Genomic DNA, 22688 nt, shown 5'->3' with positions numbered 1-22688 from the left:
CGGCCGCCGAAACGATGGCGGAGCGACCGGAGACTAATCCGGAGGAACCCTCGAACCCCGCCGGGTCGTTCGGGGGTTTTTGCCGCTCCGCGGGCCGTGCGATTTTTAAGCAGCCGTCGATTTGCCGCCGCAAATCAAAAAACACTTTACAAAAATCGGTATTAACTTTATCATTAAATTAATTAATCGAATAGATCGGACTTAGGCCTGCATACTCGTATTCGACTAAAAGCGTCCGAACCTATCCAAAACGTTCAAGCAGGAGGATTCCCATGCTCTTAACTTTCGAGAAATGTTGGAAACGCATTGCACAGCTGGAGAAGCACCGCTACGTCGAGTATCGGGAGCTGTCCTCCTACGGCTTCTGGATCGACAAAACCGCGGAGATCGGCGCGATGCCGTCCGAGCAAGCCGAATGGGGAACGATATCGGTCGGCGACCGGTGGAAGGGCTACGATCTGATCGCCTGGCTGAAGGCCGAGGTCGACATTCCCGCGGAGTGGTCGGGACGCAAGGTCGTAGGGCTGTTCGACTTCGGCAAAACCGGGGCGGGGCACAATTCCGGCTTCGAATCGCTGCTGTATGTCAATGGCTCGCCGTATCAGGGAGTCGGCAGCAACCACAAGGAAGTATTTTTTCCGGAGACGCTCGTCGGGCAAAAGGTCGGGCTGCTCTTTAAAATATGGACCGGGTTAAACGGGGAATCGGGCTTGAAAACGGAGCTGGAGCACGAGCTGTCGATGTCGGGACTCGCGCTGCTGGAGACGGAAACGGACGATTTGTATTACACGGCGCTCGCGGTATGGTACACGATCAAGGTGCTGCACGACAACAGCTGGGAAAAGCAGGCGTTGTTGAAAGCGCTTGATCGGTCGCTTCATCTGCTCGACTGGCGGGTGCCGGGCGACGAAGCGTTCTATGCGAGCGTTCGCGAGGCGAACGGGAAGCTGAAGGAGGAGCTGGAGGCGCTGCCGAAGTTCCAGCCGCTCACGGTACGGTGCATCGGCCATACGCACATCGACGTCGCCTGGCTGTGGCAGCTCAAGCATACGAGGGAGAAGGCGGCCCGTTCGTTCTCTACCGTTCTGCGCCTGATGGAGCAGTTCCCGGATTACGTGTTCCTCCAGACGCAGCCTCAGCTGTACGAATACATTCAGCACGACTATCCGGAAATTTTCGCAGGCATCCAAGAACGCGTCAAGGAAGGCCGCTGGGAGGCGGGCGGCGCGATGTGGCTCGAATCGGACTGCAACATTCCTTCCGGCGAGTCGCTCGTACGCCAGCTGCTGTACGGCATGCGCTACTTCGAGAACACGTTCGGCGTCGGCTGCGAATATTTATGGCTGCCCGACGTATTCGGCTACAGCTGGGCGCTGCCGCAAATTTTGCGCAAAAGCGGACTGCGTTACTTCATGACGACCAAGATCAGCTGGAACGTATACAATCGTTTCCCTCACGATACGTTTTTCTGGCGAGGCATCGACGGTACGGAAATTATGACCCATTACATTACGACGCCCGATCCGGATTTGGCCGACAGCCCGTTCACGCGGTTCTACACCTACAACGGGCAGGTGGTCCCGGCGACGTTGGCGGGTATCTGGAACAATTATCGCGATAAGGAAATCAACGATTCGGAACTGCTGCTCTCCTACGGCTGGGGCGACGGAGGCGGCGGTCCGACGCGGACGATGCTGGAAATGCGCCGCAGGCTCGAGCATATGCCGGGTCTGCCCAAGGCGACTGCGGGGCGTGCCGACGAGTTTTTCCGCAATCTCGAGCAGACGGTGACGAATACGGACCGTTACGTGCATAGATGGGACGGCGAGCTGTATTTGGAGCTTCATCGCGGGACGTATACGTCGCAGGGCTACGTGAAGCGGATGAACCGGCGTATGGAGTTTCTGCTGCGCGACGCGGAGGCGGCGGCCAGCTTCGGAAGTCCGCTGGCCGGATTCGCGGCTTATCCGTCCAAGCGGCTGTACGACAGCTGGAAAATCGTGCTGCGCAATCAGTTCCACGATATTTTGCCGGGCTCCTCGATTACGGCCGTATATGAGGACTGCCGTACCGAATATGCGGAGGCGGAGCAGTTGGCGCAATCGGCGTTGACCGACAGCTTGGCGCAGTTGTCTTCGTTCGTGGATACGGACGGCCGCGAGGGCTGGCTCGTATTCAACTCGCTGCCCTGGACCCGCGACGAGCTGATCCAACTGCCGTGGGAAGCCCGATTTTCCGGCATGCGCTGGGTAGACGCGTCGGGCAATACGCTGACGGCCGAGCGCGTAAGCGGCTTGGATGATGGAGACCGGCTGCAGTTGTACGTTACCGGCATTCCGGCGATGGGCTATACGACCGTTTTGATGGAGGAAGCCGTCGGGAAAGAGACCGTGGCGGCGCCGGTGCCCGCGATCGTATTCGGAGAGCGAGGCGCGTCGACGCCGTTCTACGAGATCGAATGGAACGAGGCCGGTCAGCTTACCCGCCTGTTCGACAAGCGCACCGCGCGCGAAGTTATCGCTCCGGGCGAAACCGCCAACCGTTTCGACGTGCATGAGGATAAGCCGGTCAACCACGACAACTGGGAGATCGATATTTTCTACTATGACAAGGTACGGCACGTAACCGATGCGAGAGCGATCGAGATCGTCGAGAACGGTCCGCTGCGGGCGGTCGTGCATTTCCACTGGCAATATGGGAAGACGACGATTCGCCAGGATATGATTTTGTACGTGAACGATCCGCGTATCGATTTCTCGACCTGGGTCGACTGGCAGGAGCGGGAGACGCTGCTCAAGGTGGCCTTCCCGGTAGACGTCCGGGCAACTGCGGCTACGTACGAGATCCAGTTCGGCCATGTCCAGCGTCCGACCCATTGGAATACGAGCTGGGATTTTGCCCGGTTCGAGACGTGCGCCCACAAGTGGGTCGATTTGTCCGAGCGCGGCTTCGGCGTCAGCCTGATGAACGATTGCAAATACGGTCACGACATCCGCGACAATGTCATGCGCATCACGCTGCTGAAGTCGTCCAACAAACCGGACCCGGAATGCGACAAGGGAGAGCATATATTCACGTATGCGCTGCTGCCGCATGACGGAGATTGGTTCGCGGCGGGCACCGTTCGTCAAGCTTACCGGCTCAACGTTCCGGCCGTCACGAGCGCGCTGCGGGAGAGAGCCGCCGGCGCGGCAGATGCTGCGGTTGCGTTTCTGCCCGCCATCGCGAGCTTGCTCGGTACGGATAGCGATCATATCATGATTGACACGGTAAAGAAGGCCGAGGATTCGGACGAATGGATCGTTCGCTGTTACGAGTATGCCGGCAAACGAGGAGAAGCGTCGTTCAATGTTCACTTCAATGTGAACGGCGTGGACGAAGTGAATTTGTCCGAGCGGGAGCCGGCTGCCATACCGCATGAACGGCACGGCTTCAAAGCGTTCTTCAAGCCTTTCGAGTTGAAGACGTTCCGCATAGCGGTTGACGGCAAATAAACCGAGGATGTACGGGAACCGCGCACAGACGAAAGTGGGAAGGGAGAATTCGAGCGATGGAAGAAGAATTGTTGAGTTTATCTTCCGTTCCACAATATAACGGTTTAACCCGCGACAAAGTCGTTGACCTATTGAAGCGCATCACGAACGTAAAGGCCGGGGTGCTCGGGGACGTCTGTCTCGACGTTTACTGGCATGCCGATATGACGATCAGCGAGCTGTCGCGGGAGACGCCTCATTACAATTTGCCGGTAATCCGCGAGACGTTCGGTCCGGGAGCGGCCGGCAATGTGGCGAACAATTTCAAGCAGCTCGGCTGCGCCGAGGTGAGCTTATGCTCCATCGTCGGCGACGATTGGAGAGGAACGCTGCTGCAGGAAGCGTTGGGCCAGCGCGGCATAGACGACACGTTCCTATTGGCCGACAAAGGACGGGTTACTCCCGCGTACTGCAAAACGATATTGCGAGGGCTGCAGGATGCCGAGCAGGAGGCGCCGCGCATCGATTTTATTAACCTGGATGCGCCTTTCGAGGCGCTCCAGCGGCGGCTCGTAGCCGAGCTCGACAAGATGGCGGCGAAGGTCGACGTCATCTGCGTCACCGATCAGCTGAAGTCCGGCGTAACCGGCCAGCTGCTGCGCGAGCGGCTCCGCTATTGGGCGGCTCTCGGCAAGCGGATCGTTGTCGACAGCCGGGAAAATATCGGCAAATACAAAGGCATTGTCGTCAAGCCGAACGAAATCGAGGCGCTGGGCTGGTGCTACGGAAGCTTGAAGTACCATCCGTCGTCGGAGAACGAAATTATTAAGGCGGGCCAGCGCTTGGCCAGAAATGCGGAGGCGCCTTGCTGCGTGACGATGGGCGAGAAGGGAGCCCTTTGGTTTGAGGGGGGCCAAGTCACCTATGTGCCGACGGTGGCCGTCGAGCCGCCGATCGATATCGTCGGAGCGGGAGATACGTTTTCCGCGGCGTTCCTGTCCGCGCTGGGCGCGGGAAGTCCGGGACCCGAGGCGGCCGCGTTCGCGCATTTGGCTTCCGCGGTATCCGTGCGCAAGCTGGGCGGCGTCGGATCGGCCACGCCGCAAGAAATATTGATCCGATTCGACCAAACCGTCAAAATGCAGAAAACGTTTTAAACGGGTCGGGCGGGAATACGAAACGGGAGATGGTTGCATGTCCAGCAATGGTTCGTTAATGGCGGCGGCGCGGTTTCGCGGGGTGTATGCGCTGCTGCTTACGCCATTTTTGCAAAACAAGGAAATAGACTGGAACGGATACGACCGGTACGTCGATTGGCAGCTGTCCAAACGCCCTGACGGCATATTCGCCGTTTGCGGCAGCAGCGAGATGGAGCTGTTAAGCATGCGGGAACGGCTCGACTTGGCGAGGCGGGCCGCAGCCCGGGCGGGAGGAGTGCCCGTACTGGCGACGGGCAACGTGCACGAGGACCCCGGGGAGCACGAGGAGGAGCTGGCGCGCATGGCGGAGACCGGAGTATCCGGCATCGTGCTCATCCCGCCGGGACATATGGGCGAGGACCAGAGCAGGCTGGAGCATTACTTCGCCCGATTGGCGGAGCTGTCGCCGCTGCCCGTCTTCCTGTACGAATGTCCGCTCGCTTCGCCGCGCCATGTCGCCTCCGACGTATACGGCCGGCTTGCCCGGCAGCACGGCATCGTCGGGATCAAGGATACGACCTGTACGCCGGAAGGCATTCGCGCCAAAATTGAAAGCGCTACCGGGAGTTTGGTCTTTCAGGCAAACATGTCGTATTTGCGGGAGTCGGTGCTGGATGGCGCGCAAGGCATCATGGCTACGACCGGATCGGCCGCCGTCGATGCGGTACTCGCTTATTGGCGGGCCGAGACGAACGGGGATACCGCAGCCGCGGAAGCCGCTCACGAGCTGCTCGTATTTTTGGACGCTGTGCTGGGCAAAGGCTATCCGGCCACAGCCAAGCATTTGGTAAACATGCGGGGGATTCCTATGGAGACGGTTACACGCAAGTCCAAAGGGATGAACGCCTCCGCCGCCCAAGGGATGGCGATCTGGTGGAGAGCGGCGCAGCGTGCGCTCGGCTTGACTTGACTTGACTTTGACTTGACTTTGACTTGACTTGAGCTGCGGCGCTGCGTGACGGAGGTGGAAATCGCGTTTGCGGCAGCGGCACGTATGTGTAGGCGAAATGAATGAACCGCTGAACTGCAATTGTTGACGGGCATATGGCATTGGACCGGAGGTCGTATTCGCGCCGCTATCAGACCTAGCGGACTAGACAATCACTTTAAGTCAGAGTATTGCGAGTTGATTTCCGGATACGCCAGAGTAGCTCTGACTTAGCACCGGTTGGCGAATAGTGAACTGAGCTCTGACCTTGCGCAAGTTGGCGAATAGTGAACCGAATGAGCTCTGACCTTGCGCAAGTTGACGAATAGTGAACCGAATGAGCTCTGACCTTGCGCAAATTGACGAATAGTGAACTGAATTTGCTTATTAGTGAACCTCATTGCGCTAATTGGGGCCGATTCCCGGCAATTGAAGGAGTAGTGATCCTACAGAACCTAAAGTAATTGTTACTGAACTTGGTTCAGTAACAATGAAATTTGGTTCACTATTCGCCGAAATCGCATATTACGCAAGCGATTAGTGAATTGAGCTTCACTAATAGAGAAGTTGGTTCATTCATCCCATCGCAATGCCGGTTTTACGCTCAAACAGTGCTCGTTGAACTCTTTATATCCGATTGTGGTGGAAAAAACCGTCCGAATCTTGTCCCAAGGTGGAAATAAGGCTCAAACACACCTTATTTCGCGAAATCAGCTCCTACCGCGCATGAATAGTGTTCGTTCGAGCACTAAATACCCGGAAATAGTGAGGGAAAGAGGGCGATTTGGGCCCCGCTGGAAAAATAAGGCTCAAACACACCTTATTTCGCGAAATCAGCTACTGAAGCGCATGAATAACGCTCGTTTGAGCACTAAATACCCGGAAATGGTGATGGAAAGCGGGCGATTTGGGCCCCGCTGGAGAAATAAGGCTCAAACACACCTAATTTCGCGAAATCAGCTACTGAAGCGCATGAATAACGCTCGTTTGAGCACTAAATACCCGGAAATGGTGAGGGAAAGCGAGCGATTTTGGGCCCACTGGAGAAATAAGGCTCAAGCACACCTTATTTCGCGAAATCAGCTCCTGAAGCGCATGAATAGCGCTCGTTTGAGCACTAGCAACCCGAATTCTTCCGGGCTACACTATGCTGCCGAGTAAAGGTCTAGTGGGAACACCCGGGACATGTCTTGAGTCGACTTGGTCTAGCAAACCTAGCAAACCGAACCTACTCCAGCTTTCCCAAGTCGGCCATAATAACCGCCGGAAAGCCGCAACGTCAGTCGACAAAAATTTACAATGGATTAACATGCATACGGAACGAAGATCGACTATAATTTTAATCATTAAGATAACTCGCCGGTTTGTTGGGGGTGAATGGTTTTTGCTTAATCAACTAGTTCGCAAATATACGGTTTCCATCCTTGTCGTCGTGATGCTTTTGGCGGCATTCGTCTGGTGGAGCCGGTCGCGGGGCTTCAACGATACGGCGATGGCTGCCGTTCCCGAGTACAGCGACGTGGATCAAAGCTCCATATTGGCAGGCGGCGGCGCCAGACTGGAGCCTTCCTACACGGCCTATAGCCGGCAGACTGGCGAAAGCGGGGCCGCGGATACGAAAGGCATCCGCCTCGTCATCCGGGGAGCGGATTACAAGGCGATCAGCCCGACGGGCGCGGTCAAGCGCAGCGATCCGGAAGGACGCATCGGAGACGTCGTCGCCCTGTCCGACGAAGGCGGATGGGCGGAATACGAGATCGACATTGCCGAGCCGGGCTACTACCAGATGGGCATGACCTATTACGCGCTGGAAGGCAAAGGCTCGTCGATCCAGAGAAGCGTCCAGATCGACGGGGCATACCCGTTCTCGCAGACGAAACGGCTCGTCTTCCCGAGAATGTGGAAGGAGACCGCGGAGCCTTGGTATGACAATATGGGCAACGAATTCAATCCGAAGCAGGAAGAAGTATCCGGTTGGCAGTTCCGCGAGTACCGCGATCCGGAAGCGCGCGTGGCCGAACCGTTCCGCTATTACTTGACAAAGGGCAGGCATACGGTTCGCATCGGATACATCCGCGAGCCGGCCGCGATCGGCGAGCTGCGCGTCTATTCGCCCGTCGTACTGCCGAGCTACGCGGAAGTATCCGCGGGATACGGGCAGAAGGGCTATAAGCCGGCGACCGGCACGCTCGTCAAGGTGCAGGCGGAGGATGCCGCGCTCAAGTCGGACCCGACGCTGCGCCGGGTAGACGATCGGGAGCCGGCGACCGAGCCGTTCGACAAGAGCGTCATCCGGCTGAATACGATCGGCGGCGGCTCCTGGCGCGACGGCAGCCAGTGGCTCGAATGGGAGCTCGACGTGCCGGAGGCCGGCTTGTACAATCTCGGCAGCCGCTTCGCCGCCAAATGGCTCAATCAGGTGCCGGTACAGCGCACGCTGTATATCGACGGCGCGATTCCGTTCCGCGAGATGAACAGCGTAAGCTTCCCGTACGGCAGCGGCTGGCAAGTGGAGGGGTTCGGGAGCGAGGAAACCCCTTACTTATTTTATTTGGAGAAGGGCAAGCGCCGGCTCCGCCTCGAGGTTCAGGTCGGCCAGCTCGGACCGGTGTTTGAAATGATGCAAGACGTCTCGAACAAGATGTCTTACCTGAACCGCGAGGTCATCATGATTACGGGAACGAATCCCGATCCGAACCGCGAGTGGGAGCTGGAGAAAAACATCCCGAACCTGGTAGCCCGATTGCATCTGATGGCTCGCGATCTGGACCGCGCGATCGAGACGATGTACGGGCTCGGGGTCGAGAGAGGCAGCACGGAGCTCGCCTCCATCCTGATGGCGCGCGATCTGCTGATCGATCTGGCGGCCAAGACGGATACGATTCCGAAGCGGATCGACAGCTTCTCCACGACGCAAACTTCGCTCAGCTCCTGGATCACCTCGATGAACAAGCAGAAGCTGCAGCTGGACTATTTGATCGTGAAGTCGCCGGACCGCAAATGGCCGGAGGCGAATGCCGGCGCCGTTCAGAAATTCGCTCTCGGCGTATACGACTTTTTCACCTCGTTCACGAAGGACTACCGCAAAATCGGCTCGACGAGAGAGGACGACGGCAACACGCTCAAAGTATGGGTCGCCCGCGGCCGCGATTGGGTACAGCTGATCAAGCAAATGGCCGACGACGATTTTACGGCGAAGACGGGCATTAACGTGGAGGTCAATATTATCCCGACCGGCTCGATGAATCTGTTCATGCTGGCAATGACGTCGGGCAAGGCGCCGGACGTCGCCCTGGGTGTCGATGCGGGTATTCCGATCGATTTCGCGCTGCGCGACGGCTTGGTCGATCTGGGCAAGTTCGCCGACTACGGGCAGGTCGCGTCCCGCTACCGGCCGGGCGCGCTCGTCCCTTACCGGTTCCAGGGCGGCAATTACGCGCTGCCGGAAAACCAGAACTTTTACATGATGTTTTACCGCAAAGACATTATGGAGGAGCTCGGCATCAAAAGCATACCTCAGACTTGGCAGGAAGTGATGGACATCATCCCCAAGCTGCAGCAAAACGGGATGGACTTCTACTACCCGCACGACACGACCGGGGCAGCCGCCCAGTTCGCGCCGTTTCTGTTCCAGCTAGGCGGCGACTTCTACCGCGACGGCAGCGTATCCGCGCTCGATACGCCGCAAGCGTTGTCCGCGATGAAGATGTGGAGCGGCTTCTACACGAACTACAAAATCAGCAAGGAGGCAAGCTTCTATAACCGGTTCCGCACCGGCGAAATGCCGATCGGCGTAGCCGACTACCAGACGTACATGCAGCTGTCGACGGCGGCGCCGGAGCTTACCGGCTGGTGGGAAATGCGGCCGATACCCGGCATTCGCCGCACGGACGGCGTCATCGACCGCTCGATGGGCGGAGCCTCGCAAGCGGGAGTCATTTTCAGCACGACGAAGAAGCGGGAAGAGTCCTGGGAGTTTCTCAAATGGTGGACCAGCGCCCCGGTGCAGGAGCGTTTCGGCAGCGAGCTGGAGGCGATCATGGGCACCGAAGCGCGGTGGAATACGGCCAACGTGGAGGCGCTGCAAAACTTGCCGTGGCCGCAGGCCGACATCAAGGCGATCCTGGAGCAGTGGGATTGGTTCAAGGAGCGGGAAATCGTGCCGGGGGACTACTACACGACGCGGTATATCAACAACATCTGGAACGAGATCGTATTGAACGGCAAAAACACCCGGGAAGCGCTGGAGGACGGCGTGAAGGAAATCAATAAGGAAATTGCCAAGAAACGCAAGGAGTTCCAGCTGGACCAGACGGAATCGGCCGCGACGAGCCGGGGAGGGGGAGGACGATGAGCGACACGGCCGTTCGCACGCAACAGGCGCAGCAAGAAACAAAGGCGGTCAAAGGAACGGGATGGGGGTCCCGGCTGCTCCGGCATCGCACGTCGATTTTGTTCCTGGCCCCCTTTTTCCTGCTGTTTCTCGTATTCACGGTCATTCCGGTGTTCACGGCCGCAGGCATGAGCCTGACGTATTACAACATTTTGGAGCCTGCGCGGTGGGTCGGTCTGGAAAATTACAAGCAGCTGTTTCTGGATGACGACATATTCCTGAAGGCAATCGGCAATACGCTTACGTTCGCCGTATTTACCGGACCGCTGGGCTACTGCATGTCGTTCATTCTGGCTTGGCTGATCAGCAACATTCCGCAAAAATACCGCTTTTTCTTTACGCTGTGCTTTTACACGCCGGCCATAACGAGCTCGGTCGCCATGTCGGTCGTCTGGCTGTACCTGTTCTCCGGCGACCGCTACGGGCTGATCAACCATTGGCTGATGAAGCTCGGGCTGTTCGACGAGCCGTGGCTATGGCTGCAGGACGTGAACACGATTATGCCGGTCATCGTCATCGTGGCGCTTTGGACCAGCATGGGCACGGGCTTCCTCGCCTTTCTGGCGGGACTTACGAACGTCTCGCCCGAGCTGTACGAGGCCGGCGTCATCGACGGCGTACGGTACCGCTGGCAGGAGCTGTGGTACATCACGCTGCCCTCGGTCAAGCCGCAACTGCTGTTCGGCGCCGTGCTGACGATCGTGTCTTCGCTGCAGGTGTACGACATCAGCATGAACTTGGCCGGCTTCCCGAGCACGCTCTATGCCGGCCATACGATTATGACGCATTTGTACGACTATGCGTTCATCCGCTTCGAGATGGGCTACGCCGCGGCGATCGCCGTCGTGCTGTTCCTGCTCATGGTCGGGCTGAACCGGCTGATCTTCAATTTACTCGGGGAAAGGGACTGATGGACTGTGGTTAGTCGCTCTACGCTCATTAACGGGGGCCGGTTCGATTGGAGCGGGGCGGTCCTGTACGCGCTGCTGACCTTCTTCGGCCTGCTCATGCTGGCCCCGCTCGTCTATTTGGCGGCGACCGCGTTCAAGCCGGTATCCGAGCTGTTCCTGTTCCCGCCGCGGTTTTTCGTGATCAATCCGACGCTGCAAAATTTCAAAGACCTGCTGTTCGCGGCGACGAGCTCCGTCGTACCGTTCTCGCGCTACATTTTCAACAGCGTCGTGGTCTCGTTCCTGGTCGTCACGATCGGCATCGTCATCAGCACGATGGCGGCCTATCCGCTGAGCAAGCACAAGGAGCTGCCGTTCCGCAAAGGGCTGTTCAGCATGATCGTGCTGGCGCTCATGTTCGCGCCGCAGGTAACGCAAATTCCGCAATATATCGTCATGTCGAAAATGGGGCTGATGGATTCGTATTTCGCGCTCGTGCTGCCGATGCTCGCTTCGCCGATGGGCTTGTTCCTGATGAAGCAGTTTCTCGATCAGATTCCGGACGCGCTTCTGGAGGCGGCGCGGATGGACGGGGCGAGCGAATGGCGCACGTATACGAGCATCGTCATTCCGATGCTGCAGCCGGCCATCGCCACGCTCATGCTGCTCAACTTTATAGCCGCCTGGAACGATCCGTGGGCATCGACGGTGTATACGACGACCGACCAGATGAAAACGTTGCCGTTCGCGATCAGTACGATCAGCGGGGGCTACGGGGTCGTAGCCAGGACCGGCGCACTGGCGGCCGCCAGCTTTCTGATGATCGTGCCGACCTTGATCATGTTTATCGTCACACAGCGGCGGGTGCTCGAAACGATGGCCCATTCGGGGATCAAGGCATAGGAGGGGAGTCCACTTGAGAGCTTACAAACGCGTCGCGGCATTGCTCGTCCTGGCGGTCGCGACGCTCGCAGCGAATACGCCGTCGGCGTCGGCCCGCACGCCATACAGCGGATATACGTACAATCACAAATTCGAGCCGGTCTCCTCGCTGAACGGGTATACGTACCGCGATTCGATCGACGGCTTCGACAATGCAGGCGGTCCGCTCAACAAGCCGCAGGATTTGTATGTCGCCGCAGACGACACGCTGTATATCGCCGATACGGGAAATAACCGGATCGTCCGTCTCGATGCCGACAAACGGCTGCTCGGCATATACGGGACCGCGGAGGGCGATGGCAAGCTGAACGGACCGAAGGGCGTATTCGCCGACAAGGACGGGACGGTGTACGTGGCCGATACGAAAAACAGCCGCATCGCCGTGTTCGACAAAAGCGGCAAATACTTGAAGGAATTTCGCAGTCCGAAAAGCAAGCTGCTCGGAGAAGATTTCCTCTATCTGCCGTCCAAAGTCATCGTCGACAAGCGCGGCTACTTGTTCATCGTCTGCGACGGTCTGTACCAAGGCTTGCTGCAGCTCGATCCGGACGGCGAATTTGCCGGGTTCTACGGCGCGAACCATGTGCCGTTCAGCATCACCCGCGTATTGACGAAGCTGATCGCGACGAAGGAGCAGAAGGCGCAGCTCGCAGGCGAGAAACCGCCGGAATTTTCCAACCTGTTCCAGGATCAGGAGGGCTTCATTTACACGACGACGCTCGGCATCGAGACGCTGCAAATCAAACGGCTGAGCGCGGTCGGGGTCGATACGCTGAACGAGCAGGAATCGGCGCTCGGCCGTTACGGCGACTTCCGGATGAGAATCGTGGGCGAGAAGCGCAAAATCAACTCGTTCGTAGACTTGACGGTAAGCAGCCAAGGCTTCATCACCACGCTCGATCTCGTGACGGGCCGGGCGTTCCAATACGACAGTCTCGGCAACCTGCTGTTCGCATTCGGCGGCATCGGGGTGCAAAACGGGTTGTTCATTACCCCGTCGAGCATCGCCCAGACGTCGGACGGAACGATCTATGTGGCCGACGAATCGCGCAACCGGATCGACAGGTTCCGGACTACCGCCTTCGCGGATTTGGTCCACCAAGCATCGGTGCTGTATTCCGACGGACGCTACGAGGAATCGCAGCAGCCGTGGTCGGAGGTGCTGAAGCTGAACAGCAACTACAATCTGGCGTATGTCGCAATCGGCAAATCGTTGTATAAGCAGGAAAACTATTCGGAAGCGCTCGCTTATTTCAAGCAGGCGAGAGCGTATACGGAATATTCCAACGCGTTTCTCGAGCAGCGCAAGCTGTTTCTGCGCGAGCACTTCGCCGAGTCGCTCGTCATCCTGATCGCTGCCGGCACGCTGTTGCGCTTATGGCTAAGTTGGCGCCGGCGCAAGCGCTCGCGAGCCCTTAAACGGTCGATGACCGCCGCAGCCGCGGAAGGAGGGAGGGCTCCATGAGCACGTGGAAGATGGCGGGCCAGGTGCTGGCCCATCCGCTCGATTTTTATTACGACCTGCAGGAGCCCGGCCGGGCCCGTTACCGGGATGCATTCGTCCTGATCGCGCTTGCGATTGTCGTGCGCATCTTGTCGCTTTCGTTGTCCGGCTTCCTGTTCCAACGCAGAGAGGCGTATGAAATATCATTCGTGACCGAAGGCGTGTCCATACTCGTCCTGTGGCTTACGTGGACCATAGCCAATTGGGGCATAAGCACGATTCAGGAAGGGGAGGGCAAGTTCAAGGAAATATTGGTCGGCAGCGCCTTCGCCCTGACCCCTTACGTCGTCCTGACGCTGCCGATCTCGCTCCTGACGAACGTGCTTTCGATGCGGGAATGGTCCGTCTACTTGTTTTTGAGCGGCTTCGTTTTCGTGTGGGTCGCCTTCCTGCTCATCATGAAGGTGAAGATCGTCCACGACTTCAATTTGTACAAATTGCTGTTCATTTTGTTTTTGACGCTCGTCGGCATGCTCATTATTTGGTTCGTCATCGTTTTGTTCTACGGCCTCGTCAATCAGGCCGTCCATTTCATAACCGGTCTCGTTACGGAAATCCGATTCCGCTTGTAGAAGGAGGCAGCGCATGAACAGAAGCGGCATGATCAAACTTATTATCGCGGTCATCATAGCAGCCGTCGTTGCGGCCGCTCTCCTTCTGAACGGCCGGGGGGACGGCAAAACGAAGGCGGCCACGGCGAATGCCAGCTGTGCCGAGAACGACAGCAAAGCTCCGCTGCAAATCGCCGCGCTGGCCGGTTCCGCGGGCTCCGTACCGAGGCAGGTGGCGGAGAACGGCAAATACCGGCTCATGTATGACGGAACGAAGGGGCTCGTCCACCTCGTGGATAAATCTAACGGCGCGGCGTGGTACAGCTATCCGCAAAACAATGCGGGCATATCCGACAGCCAGTCCGCCGTCGTGCAAAATCCGATCGTAATCCGCTATACGCAAGGGGCAAAGCCGACGCAGACTTATCCGCAGAAGGAGGCGGGCACGGCTACGCCGTCCCTGATCGATGGCGGAGGCGTGCGGATCGACTATGCGCTGACTTCGATCGGGATGCATTTCACGATGGAGTACCGGCTTGCCGGGGACGGTCTGGAGGTCAAGGTGCCTTACGACTCGATCCGCGAGGCCAACGGCTGCCGTCTGGTCAGCCTGGAGCCGCTGCCGTACTTCGATGCGGCGAATCCGGCCGATAACGGCTACTTGTTCGTCCCGGACGGCTCGGGTGCCATTATTCGCTTCAAGGAGAAGCATCTGGAATACTTCGACCGCTACTACCAAAACATCTATGGCGGCGACTTCGCCTTCAATACGAAGACGAAAGAGACCGTGCTGAAAAATCCGAAGGAAGACGTATTCAGCTCCCCGCGGGAAAGCATCGCGATGCCGGTGTTCGGCATCAAGCGGGGCACGCAGGGCTTCGCCGGCATCGTCACGGCGGGAGACCACGACGCCAAAATCATCGCGTCGCCGTCGGGCTACCAAAACATCGGTCTGTACCGTTCCTCGGTCGAATTCACGTACCGCAACGACGACGTGATTTTCATCGGAGATTCGGGGGAAATTCCGATGTACCAAGGCAAATTGATCGAGGGCGATCGGGCGGTCCGTTACGTGCCGCTTCTGGGAGCGGGCAACGATTACGTCGGCATGGCGCAGGCGTACCGCGGCTATTTGACGACCGAGCGCGGCGTCAAGCCGGTGACGCCGGAGCGCGCCGCGATGCAGCTTCAGCTGATCGGCGGCGTCGTCAGAGACGAAATTATCGGCAGTACCTACATGCCGATGACGACGTTCGAGCAGGCCCGAGAAATCGTGGACAGCTTCGCGGCCAAAGGCGTCGACGCGATCGAGCTGACGTTGGAGGGCTGGTCCGACGGCGGAGCGTACGGCAAGCAGCCGAAGCATTTTCCGATAGCCGGCAAGCTCGGCGGCACGTCAAGCCTGGAGAGGCTGGCGCAATTCGCCAAGTCGAAGGGCATCCGGCTCTATTTGGACGCCAATTACGTGAAGCCGTACGCGGACAGCGGCGCATTCAAGGAAGCGAAGGATGTGATCCGCAACCTGAACCGCGAGCCTATGCTCGTCCGCCAGCCGAATTTGGCCACGCTGCAGCAGCAGAAGGGAATGAGACACTATTTGCTGAAGCCGCTCGCGGCGCTTTCCAAGCTGGAAGACGAGCTGAACCGTTATACGGGGCTCGGCATTGACGGACTGCGAATGGACTATATGGGCGATCTGCTGTATTCCGATCAGGATGTATCCGCCCCATACAGCCGCGGTCAGACGATCGGAAGCTGGACTGCCGCGCTCGATGCGGTGCGCAAGCAGGTCGGGGGCACGGCCGTCCAATACGGCTTCGCCTATACGCTCGGCCATACGAACCGGATTGACAACGCGCCGCTCGATTCGAGCCATTTCATCTTCGAGGACGAGACGGTGCCGTTCTATCAGGCGGTCGTGCGCGGTCTGCTGCCGTATACCGGCAATCCGGGCAATCTGCGCGACGACGGGAGCAAATCGTTTCTGCGCATGATCGAATACGGCGCGATGCCGAGCTACCGGCTCTCCTACGCCAATTCGTCGGAGCTGGCGCGTACGCCGCTCGACAACGTGGTCAGCTCCGATTACCGCGACTGGCTCGCCCCGGCGGCCGAGGAGTACCGCAAAGCGGCGGAAGCGCTCGGCCAGGTGGCGAACCAGCCGATCGTGGAGCATGAGCGGATCGACAGCGACCTGTACCGGACGAAGTACGGCAACGGCGTCGACATTTACGTCAATTACGGAACGGGCGCCAAGCAGGCCGGCGGCGTCCGGATCGAGGCGGGCGGCTTCGCCGTCCGGAAGGGAGGGGCCGGGAAATGAAAGGAAAGCTCCGCTTGACGCTGCGAGGCAGGCATATGTTGGAGGGCTACTCGTTCGTGGCGCTTTGGACGATCGGATTTTGCGTCTTCATGGCGATCCCGCTCCTCCGCTCGCTCGTCTATTCGTTCCAGGATTTGAAAGTGAGCTCGGGCCGGCTGCAGGCGACCTGGATCGGCTTGCAAAACTACCGGCAGGCTCTTACGGTAGACGTCGAATTCATGCCGATTCTTACCGGTACGATGCTGCAGACGGTGTTTACCGTACCGCTGATCCTCATCTTCGCGATGTTCAGCGCACTGCTGCTGAACCGGCCGATGAAGGGGCGCGTCTTCTTCCGCGGCGTTTTCTTCCTGCCGGTCATTATCGCAGCCGGGGAAACGCTGCAGAAGCTGACGGCGCAAGGGGCGGCCACGCTGCCGATTTTCCAGCAGTACGATTTGAAGAGCGTGCTGCAGGATTACATTCCGCTGGAGCTGCTCGCTCCGCTGCTCGCGATGATGGATTCGCTGACGCTCGTCATGTGGGGAGCCGGCGTACCGATTCTTATTCTGCTGGCCGGCCTGCAGACGATCTCGCCGTCCTTGTACGAAGCGGCCAAGTGCGACGGCGCGACGCCGTGGGAAAATTTTTGGAAAATCACGTTTCCGATGATCATGCCGATGCTGCTCGTAAGCACCTTGTTCTGCATCGTCGATTCGTTCACCTCGGTCATGAACAAAATGATGAAATTCATTTATACGCTCGTGTTCAACAAATTCAGCTACGGGTACGCTTCGGCAATCGGATGGATTTATTTCATCTTTATTTTCCTCGTCATCGGCGTCGTGTTCTTCTTGTTCCGGAATACGACCGCCATGGCCCGGGACAGGAGGTAACGCCACATGAAAGAAAGCCGGTATATGCTCCATTACCGACGCAATCCGTCCGGCTGGCCGGGCTCCGCTTCCGGGTTCGTCCGCTCGTCGGGGGCGAGAAAGCTGCAGCATGCGGCCGGAGCGGCGATCCATTACGTGACGATCTCCAGCCTGTCGTTTGTATTCCTTTATCCGATGCTCTACATGGTCAGCCAATCGTTCATGACCGGTCAGGACGTTGCCGACGCGCTGGTGCAGTGGATACCGAAGTCGCTCAATTTCGAGAACTTCGCCTTCGCGTTCAAAACGTTGAATTACATGAGGCATTTCGCGAATAGCGCGATCGTCTCGCTCGGCGGCGCGGTGTTTCAGCTGATCGGCTGCGCGATCGCCGGCTACGGCTTTGCCCGCTACCGGTTTCCGGGCTATACGCTGCTGATGATCATGCTGCTGTTCACGTTTCTGGTACCGCCGCAATCGATCGTCGTGCCGTTGTTTCTGCTGTTCAGCGATCTGAAAATGACCAACACGTACTTGCCGATGCTTGTGCCGAATTTGTTCGGACACGGCTTGCGGGGCGCTTTGTTCGTGCTCGTCTACATGCAGTTTTTCCGCGGGCTGCCCCATCAGATGGAGGAAGCCGCCAAGATCGACGGCGCGGGGCCGCTGCGGACGTTCGTCTCGATCATGATGCCGATGGCCAAACCGGCCGTTCTCGTCGTATTCCTGTTCTCGATCGTCTGGCATTGGAACGATTCCTTCTTCCCGAATCTGTACTTGAACAAAGGCGACAGCTACACGCTGAACCAGAAGCTCGGGACGATGGTCGTGACGAAGGAGAAGGACGATACCGGCATCAGCGATCCGGGCGATGCGATCGGCCAGCTTCCCACGAACCACGAGAAGCTGATGGCAGGCTCGTTCCTGGCGATACTGCCGATTTTGCTGCTGTATTTGTTTACCCAACGATACTTCGTCGAGAGCGTCGAGCGAACGGGGATTGCCGGAGAGTAACCGGCCCCGTGAAAGGGGGGATGCCCGCAAATCAGGCGTTGCGTCGAGCGTTTGCATTGGCGCAATGGCCGCATGGGAAGGCGATCGCACGATCGCGCAACGAACGGCAGGTCCAAGCGGGTCAAGAAGTTCAAGTCGTTCCGGCCGCATCTCGGGCGGGACGGGAAGCGAAACCATTTTGCGGGGAGAGAAGAACGCGATGAGAAAAATGTCACTCTCGTTAATAGCCATCATCATGATGCTCGCCTTCGTGCTGAGCGCTTGCGGAACCGACAAGCCGGAGGACGGCGGCAAGTCCGCCGCGACGGGCACGGATGCCGGAGGCACGAAGAAGCCGGAAGACTTTAGAGGCGAAATTACGGTTTGGAAAGGCTACAACGACGTTTCCGAGCTGTTTATGAAAAAATACCCGAACGTCAAAGTAAAGATGGATACGCCGGAGAAGCCGGAAGACAAATTTACGACCGCGCTCGCTACCGGAACCGGAGCCCCGGACGTCATCGACTTGTCGCAAGCCCACTTCTTCAAATACAAGGCGATGGACGGACTCGAAAATTTGCTGGATGCGCCTTATAATGCGGGCTTTATGAAGAAGGATTTCCTCGATTTGGCCTGGAATATGTCGACCTCGCTGGACGGCAAGAGGCTGTTCGGCATCCCGTGGCGCATTACGCCGTACGTCATGTTCTACCGTGCGGACATTTTCGAGGAGAACGGCTATCCGTCCGATCCGGACGCGGTAGGCAAGCTCGTGGCCGATCCGAACAAATTTTTCGAAATGGCCCAGAAGCTGCGTGCCAAAGGCCACTACTTCTTCCGCAAAGCCGAAGAGGTGACGGACGTCGCTTCCCCGGGAGTAGGCTACTATGACGGCAACCTGACTTACTTGCGCAACACGGACTCGTACGCCAGCGCGATCGATTATGCGAAGCGGGCCGCCCAGCTCGACCTCATCTTCCCGGGAGAGAAGGAAGAGCAGGACCGGGCGCTCAACAGCGGCAAGCTCGTCACGTACTTCGGCGGCGTATACCGGTTAAGCACGTTCCAAATCGACGAGAAGGGCAACAAGGGCTCGCTCTCGGAAAACCAAGGAAAATGGCGGATGACCTCGCTGCCGTTCGGTCAAACTCCGGGCCTCGGCTTCGGCACCTACGTCATCCCGTCGCAGAGCAAGAACAAGGAAATCGCCTGGGAGTATATCAAGTTCGCGGTTACCGATCCGGAGGCGCAGGCGATCTTCATGAAGACGGCCGACCTGAGCCCGTACAGACCGGCGCGCAGCCTGCCGATGGTCGCGAATACGGCGGAGAAGGCGATGGGCGGACAAAAAGTGTTGCAGTACGGCTTCCAGCTCATGGACAAAATGGTGTACACGAGCGGCAATCCGCTCGACGAAAAAGCGTCCTCCGTCTGGACCAAACTGCTCAATGAAGGTCTTACGAAAAATCAGGATTCCCGCGCCGTGCTGAAGACGATTATGGACGAGACGGAAAAATCGGTGTCGGTCGAGAAAGAGGCTTTGAAGAAAAAACTCGGCAAATAGGCGAAGTGAGACTGGGGAGGTTATGAGACCATGAAACGTTCTCGAATGACCCTGGCCGTTGTATACACCATGTCGCTTTTGCTTGCCGCATGCACCGGTCAAACCGATGGCAATAAGGCGGCGCCCGCCGCGAACGGCACGGCCGTCCCGACGAAGACGCAGGAGAAGAAGCCGGAAGAATTCAAGGGCGAAATTACGGTATGGAGAGCTTATAAAGATGTCGATGAGCTGTTCATGAAAAAATATCCGAATGTAAAGGTCGTTAACACTACGCCTTCGGATGCCGAAGACAAGTTCGTCACCGCTCTTGCGTCGGGTACGGGGGCGCCTGACGTCATGCACCTGCATGAAGCCCACTATTGGAAAGTAAAAGCGACCGACGGCTTGGAAAACTTCCTGGACGCTCCCTATAGCGCGTTGCAATACAGGAACGATTTCGTGAAGGCGGCATGGGAGATGTCCATGTCGCTCGACGGGAAGCGGCTTTACGGAATCCCGTTTCAGCTTACGCCTTACGTCATGTTTTACCGGGCGGATATTTTCGAGGAAAACGGCTTTCCGAGCGATCCCGCGGAGGTAGGCAAACTGGTCGCCGATCCGGAGAAGTTTTTCGATATGGCCCAAAAGCTGCGCAGCCGCGGACACTATTTCTTCCGTCGGACGTCGGAAGTGACCGACATCGCATCGCCGCATCTCGGCTACTTCGACAAGGAGATGAATTTTGCGCGGAATACGGACGCGTTCGCCAAGGCGATCGATTACGCGAAGCGGGCCGCCCAGCTCGATCTGATCTATGAGAAGACGAAGGAAGAGACGGACCGCGCGGTCAACAACGGCGGACTCGTCACCTACTTCGGCGGCACCTCGCGGATCAGCAGCTTCCTGCCCGGCGGCACGCTGTCGCAAAATCAGGGCAAATGGCGGGTGACGACATTGCCGTTCGGGCAAACTCCCGGGCTCGTGTACGGGACGTTCCTCATTCCGTCGCAAAGCAAGAACAAGGAGCTTGCCTGGGAATATATCAAGTTTGCCGCGATGTCCGAGGAAGCCCAGAAGGTGTATATGAATTTCGCGGAAATATCGCCTTATTTGCCTCACCGCAATTTGCCGACGGCAAAAGAGTACGGCGAACCGGCAATAGGCGGGCAAAAGCTGCTTCAGCTGGGCTTCTCCATCCAGGACCGCATTCCGTACCAGTCGAACGTTCCGCTCGACGCGAAGGCGAAAGAAATTTGGAGCAAAAGCTTGGCCGAAGCGCTGACGAAAAACCAGGATTCGCGAGCGGTGCTGAAGGCGATCATGGACGAGACGGAAAAAGCGGTTGCGGTCGACAAGGCGAAGCTTAAGCAGGCGGCGGGCAAATAAAAGCCCGACGCATGGCATGCATGACAGGCAATCGGACGGGGGGCGATCAAGTTTGGCCAAATTGAAAATCGGCGTCGTCGGAGGCGGAGGCATCGCCCAGGCGGCCCATATTAACAACTATAAGAAGCACGCGGACCGGGTGGAGCTTGTGGCGATCGCCGACGTGAACGAAGCGACGGTGCGCCGGAATATCGAGGAGCACGGCTTTGCGTATGGCTTCGCCGATTTCAACGAGATGTTCGAGAATGCGGAGCTTGACGCGGTGAGCGTATGTACGCCCAACAAGTTCCACGCTCCCGCGACGCTGGCCGCGCTGAAGGCGGGCTGTCACGTGCTTTGCGAGAAGCCGCCGGCGATGACTTCGGCGGAAGCGATGGAGATGGAAGCGGCGGCAGCCGCTTCCGGCACGATCCTCGCCTACGGCTTCTGCAACCGGTACAGGGCGCGGGCGCAATATTTGAAGCGGGCGATCGAAGCGGGCGAGCTCGGGCACATCTATGCCGGACGGATTGCGGCGATGCGCCGCAACGGAATTCCCGGCGGCGTGTTCGTGAACAAGGAGCTGCAGGGAGGCGGCCCGCTGATCGATATCGGCGTGCACATGCTGGACCTCGCCCTATGGTTCATGGATTTTCCGAAGCCTGTGCAAGTAATGGGCGCGGCTTACCGCGAGCTCGGCACGAAGCCGTACGATTCGGTGCCGACGCCTTGGGATTACGCCAACTACACGGTGGAGGACTTGGCGATGGGGATGATCCGCTTCGAGAACGGAGCGACGCTGCTGCTGGAAACGAGCTTTATCGTCCACGCGCCGGAAGGCAACAACAACACGGTCCGGCTGCACGGCACGAAGGGCGGTCTCGACTACAAGACGGCCGGCATTCATCAGCTTCGACAAGGCATTCCGGTCGATATCGTCGCTCCGAAAATTCCCGATCCGGATATGCATCAGGTGCAGCTGGAGGCGTTCATCGACGCGCTGGAAGGAAAGGGCCGGATGCTGTCCACGCCGGGACAGGGCGTCGTCGTCCAGCAAATTATCGAGGCGCTCTACCGTTCGGCGGAGACCGGGGAAGCGGTGGTGCCGTAATGGAGCTGTTCATCATCCGTCACGGCCAGTCGGTCGGCAATACGGTCAAGGAGGATATGCCGGACTGCGAGCTTACCGAGCTTGGCCGCAGCCAGGCGGAGACGGTCGCGATATGCATGGAAGGCGCCGGACTGACGCATATCGTGTCGAGTCCGCTGATCCGGGCGATCGAGACGGCTCAGCCGCTGTCTCGGGCGACCGGCTTGCCGGTCCGCGTCTGGCTCGACGCTTACGAAATCCGCAATCGGGGTCCTTACCGGGGACCGACCGGGCAGGCGCTGGCGCAGAAGTACGGCGGGATCGTAGTAGAGGACGATTTCGGGGACGACGGCTGGTTTTGCGCCGGCGACGAATCCGATGAGATGGGTCATGAAAGGGCGACGCGGGTGCTCGAACGGCTGCGTCGGGAGTTTCCCGGCGACGAGAGGGTAGCGCTGTTCGCACATGGCGGCTTTAACCGGTTTTTGCTGCGCGCGGCGATCGGACTCGGTCCCGGCAGCGGCGTGAAGTTTTCGGAAGCGAACGGCAGCATCTACTGGATCCGATTCGAGGAGCGGGGCGTCGTCGTGGAATACGCCGGAGCCCCGCGCCCGTTGTTCGCATAACGGCGTAAAAGACT

Annotated in this window: 15 protein-coding genes; all 15 read left to right on the top strand. The window is 58.4% G+C overall.

Features of this window, described 5'->3' with window-relative positions; all coding sequences use genetic code 11:
- Positions 1–272 precede the first annotated feature (272 nt).
- The 15 genes from FE784_RS14575 to FE784_RS14505 all read left to right on the top strand — a co-directional run bounded on the left by FE784_RS14575 (position 273) and on the right by FE784_RS14505 (position 22674).
- A complete protein-coding gene (locus FE784_RS14575; protein WP_139602936.1) occupies positions 273–3494 on the top strand; it encodes an alpha-mannosidase in 3222 nt (1073 codons plus the stop codon).
- A 56-nt stretch (positions 3495–3550) separates the two neighbouring features.
- Positions 3551–4630, top strand: coding sequence for a bifunctional heptose 7-phosphate kinase/heptose 1-phosphate adenyltransferase (locus FE784_RS14570; RefSeq protein WP_139602935.1), 1080 nt, complete (start codon positions 3551–3553; stop codon positions 4628–4630).
- Between the two features lie 37 nt (positions 4631–4667).
- Positions 4668–5582 (top strand): dihydrodipicolinate synthase family protein, encoded by a 915-nt coding sequence (locus FE784_RS14565; RefSeq protein WP_139602934.1) that lies wholly within the window; start codon positions 4668–4670, stop codon positions 5580–5582.
- Positions 5583–6984: 1402 nt separating this feature from the next.
- Positions 6985–9954, top strand: coding sequence for an extracellular solute-binding protein (locus FE784_RS14560; RefSeq protein ID WP_176706221.1), 2970 nt, complete (start codon positions 6985–6987; stop codon positions 9952–9954).
- The gene (locus tag FE784_RS14555) at positions 9951–10904 is read left to right on the top strand and encodes a carbohydrate ABC transporter permease (protein ID WP_139602932.1); all 954 of its coding nucleotides are present in this window, start codon (positions 9951–9953) and stop codon (positions 10902–10904) included. The genes FE784_RS14560 and FE784_RS14555 overlap by 4 nt, the downstream gene beginning before the upstream one ends.
- A 6-nt stretch (positions 10905–10910) precedes the next feature.
- Positions 10911–11786 carry a carbohydrate ABC transporter permease gene (locus tag FE784_RS14550; protein ID WP_139602931.1) on the top strand — a complete coding sequence of 292 codons (876 nt, stop codon included), beginning with the start codon at positions 10911–10913 and terminating at the stop codon, positions 11784–11786.
- Between the two features lie 13 nt (positions 11787–11799).
- A complete protein-coding gene (locus FE784_RS14545) occupies positions 11800–13290 on the top strand; it encodes an SMP-30/gluconolactonase/LRE family protein (protein WP_176706220.1) in 1491 nt (496 codons plus the stop codon).
- Positions 13287–13901 (top strand): YIP1 family protein, encoded by a 615-nt coding sequence (locus tag FE784_RS14540; RefSeq protein WP_139602929.1) that lies wholly within the window; start codon positions 13287–13289, stop codon positions 13899–13901. The genes FE784_RS14545 and FE784_RS14540 overlap by 4 nt, the downstream gene beginning before the upstream one ends.
- A 13-nt stretch (positions 13902–13914) precedes the next feature.
- Positions 13915–16203: a DUF5696 domain-containing protein gene (locus tag FE784_RS14535; RefSeq protein WP_139602928.1), complete on the top strand. Its 2289-nt coding sequence runs from the start codon at positions 13915–13917 to the stop codon at positions 16201–16203.
- Positions 16200–17078, top strand: coding sequence for a carbohydrate ABC transporter permease (locus FE784_RS14530; RefSeq protein ID WP_139602927.1), 879 nt, complete (start codon positions 16200–16202; stop codon positions 17076–17078). The genes FE784_RS14535 and FE784_RS14530 overlap by 4 nt, the downstream gene beginning before the upstream one ends.
- 6 nt (positions 17079–17084) lie before the next feature.
- Complete coding sequence (locus FE784_RS14525) at positions 17085–18071, top strand: carbohydrate ABC transporter permease (protein WP_139602926.1); 987 nt, start codon at positions 17085–17087, stop codon at positions 18069–18071.
- Positions 18072–18270: 199 nt separating this feature from the next.
- Positions 18271–19614 carry an ABC transporter substrate-binding protein gene (locus tag FE784_RS14520; RefSeq protein WP_176706219.1) on the top strand — a complete coding sequence of 448 codons (1344 nt, stop codon included), beginning with the start codon at positions 18271–18273 and terminating at the stop codon, positions 19612–19614.
- Between the two features lie 30 nt (positions 19615–19644).
- Positions 19645–20979, top strand: coding sequence for an ABC transporter substrate-binding protein (locus FE784_RS14515; protein ID WP_139602924.1), 1335 nt, complete (start codon positions 19645–19647; stop codon positions 20977–20979).
- A 52-nt stretch (positions 20980–21031) separates the two neighbouring features.
- Positions 21032–22069 carry a Gfo/Idh/MocA family protein gene (locus tag FE784_RS14510; protein WP_246132024.1) on the top strand — a complete coding sequence of 346 codons (1038 nt, stop codon included), beginning with the start codon at positions 21032–21034 and terminating at the stop codon, positions 22067–22069.
- Complete coding sequence (locus FE784_RS14505; RefSeq protein WP_139602922.1) at positions 22069–22674, top strand: histidine phosphatase family protein; 606 nt, start codon at positions 22069–22071, stop codon at positions 22672–22674. The genes FE784_RS14510 and FE784_RS14505 overlap by 1 nt, the downstream gene beginning before the upstream one ends.
- Positions 22675–22688 lie beyond the last annotated feature (14 nt).

Source organism: Paenibacillus hemerocallicola (genome assembly GCF_006265175.1).
Classification (GTDB): Bacteria; Bacillota; Bacilli; order Paenibacillales; family NBRC-103111; genus Paenibacillus_AB; species Paenibacillus_AB hemerocallicola.
The sequence above is the reverse complement of the archived record's forward strand: the minus strand, read 5'-3'. Positions and strand labels throughout refer to the sequence as shown.

What these genes read in the sequence shown, in the direction of transcription:
- FE784_RS14575 (WP_139602936.1), top strand. Translation starts at nt 273, where the DNA reads ATGCTCTTAACTTTCGAGAAATGTTGGAAACGCATTGCACAGCTGGAG.
- FE784_RS14570 (WP_139602935.1), top strand. Translation starts at nt 3,551, where the DNA reads ATGGAAGAAGAATTGTTGAGTTTATCTTCCGTTCCACAATATAACGGT.
- FE784_RS14565 (WP_139602934.1), top strand. Translation starts at nt 4,668, where the DNA reads ATGTCCAGCAATGGTTCGTTAATGGCGGCGGCGCGGTTTCGCGGGGTG.
- FE784_RS14555 (WP_139602932.1), top strand. Translation starts at nt 9,951, where the DNA reads ATGAGCGACACGGCCGTTCGCACGCAACAGGCGCAGCAAGAAACAAAG.
- FE784_RS14540 (WP_139602929.1), top strand. Translation starts at nt 13,287, where the DNA reads ATGAGCACGTGGAAGATGGCGGGCCAGGTGCTGGCCCATCCGCTCGAT.
- FE784_RS14535 (WP_139602928.1), top strand. Translation starts at nt 13,915, where the DNA reads ATGAACAGAAGCGGCATGATCAAACTTATTATCGCGGTCATCATAGCA.
- FE784_RS14530 (WP_139602927.1), top strand. Translation starts at nt 16,200, where the DNA reads ATGAAAGGAAAGCTCCGCTTGACGCTGCGAGGCAGGCATATGTTGGAG.
- FE784_RS14525 (WP_139602926.1), top strand. Translation starts at nt 17,085, where the DNA reads ATGAAAGAAAGCCGGTATATGCTCCATTACCGACGCAATCCGTCCGGC.
- FE784_RS14520 (WP_176706219.1), top strand. Translation starts at nt 18,271, where the DNA reads ATGAGAAAAATGTCACTCTCGTTAATAGCCATCATCATGATGCTCGCC.
- FE784_RS14515 (WP_139602924.1), top strand. Translation starts at nt 19,645, where the DNA reads ATGAAACGTTCTCGAATGACCCTGGCCGTTGTATACACCATGTCGCTT.
- FE784_RS14505 (WP_139602922.1), top strand. Translation starts at nt 22,069, where the DNA reads ATGGAGCTGTTCATCATCCGTCACGGCCAGTCGGTCGGCAATACGGTC.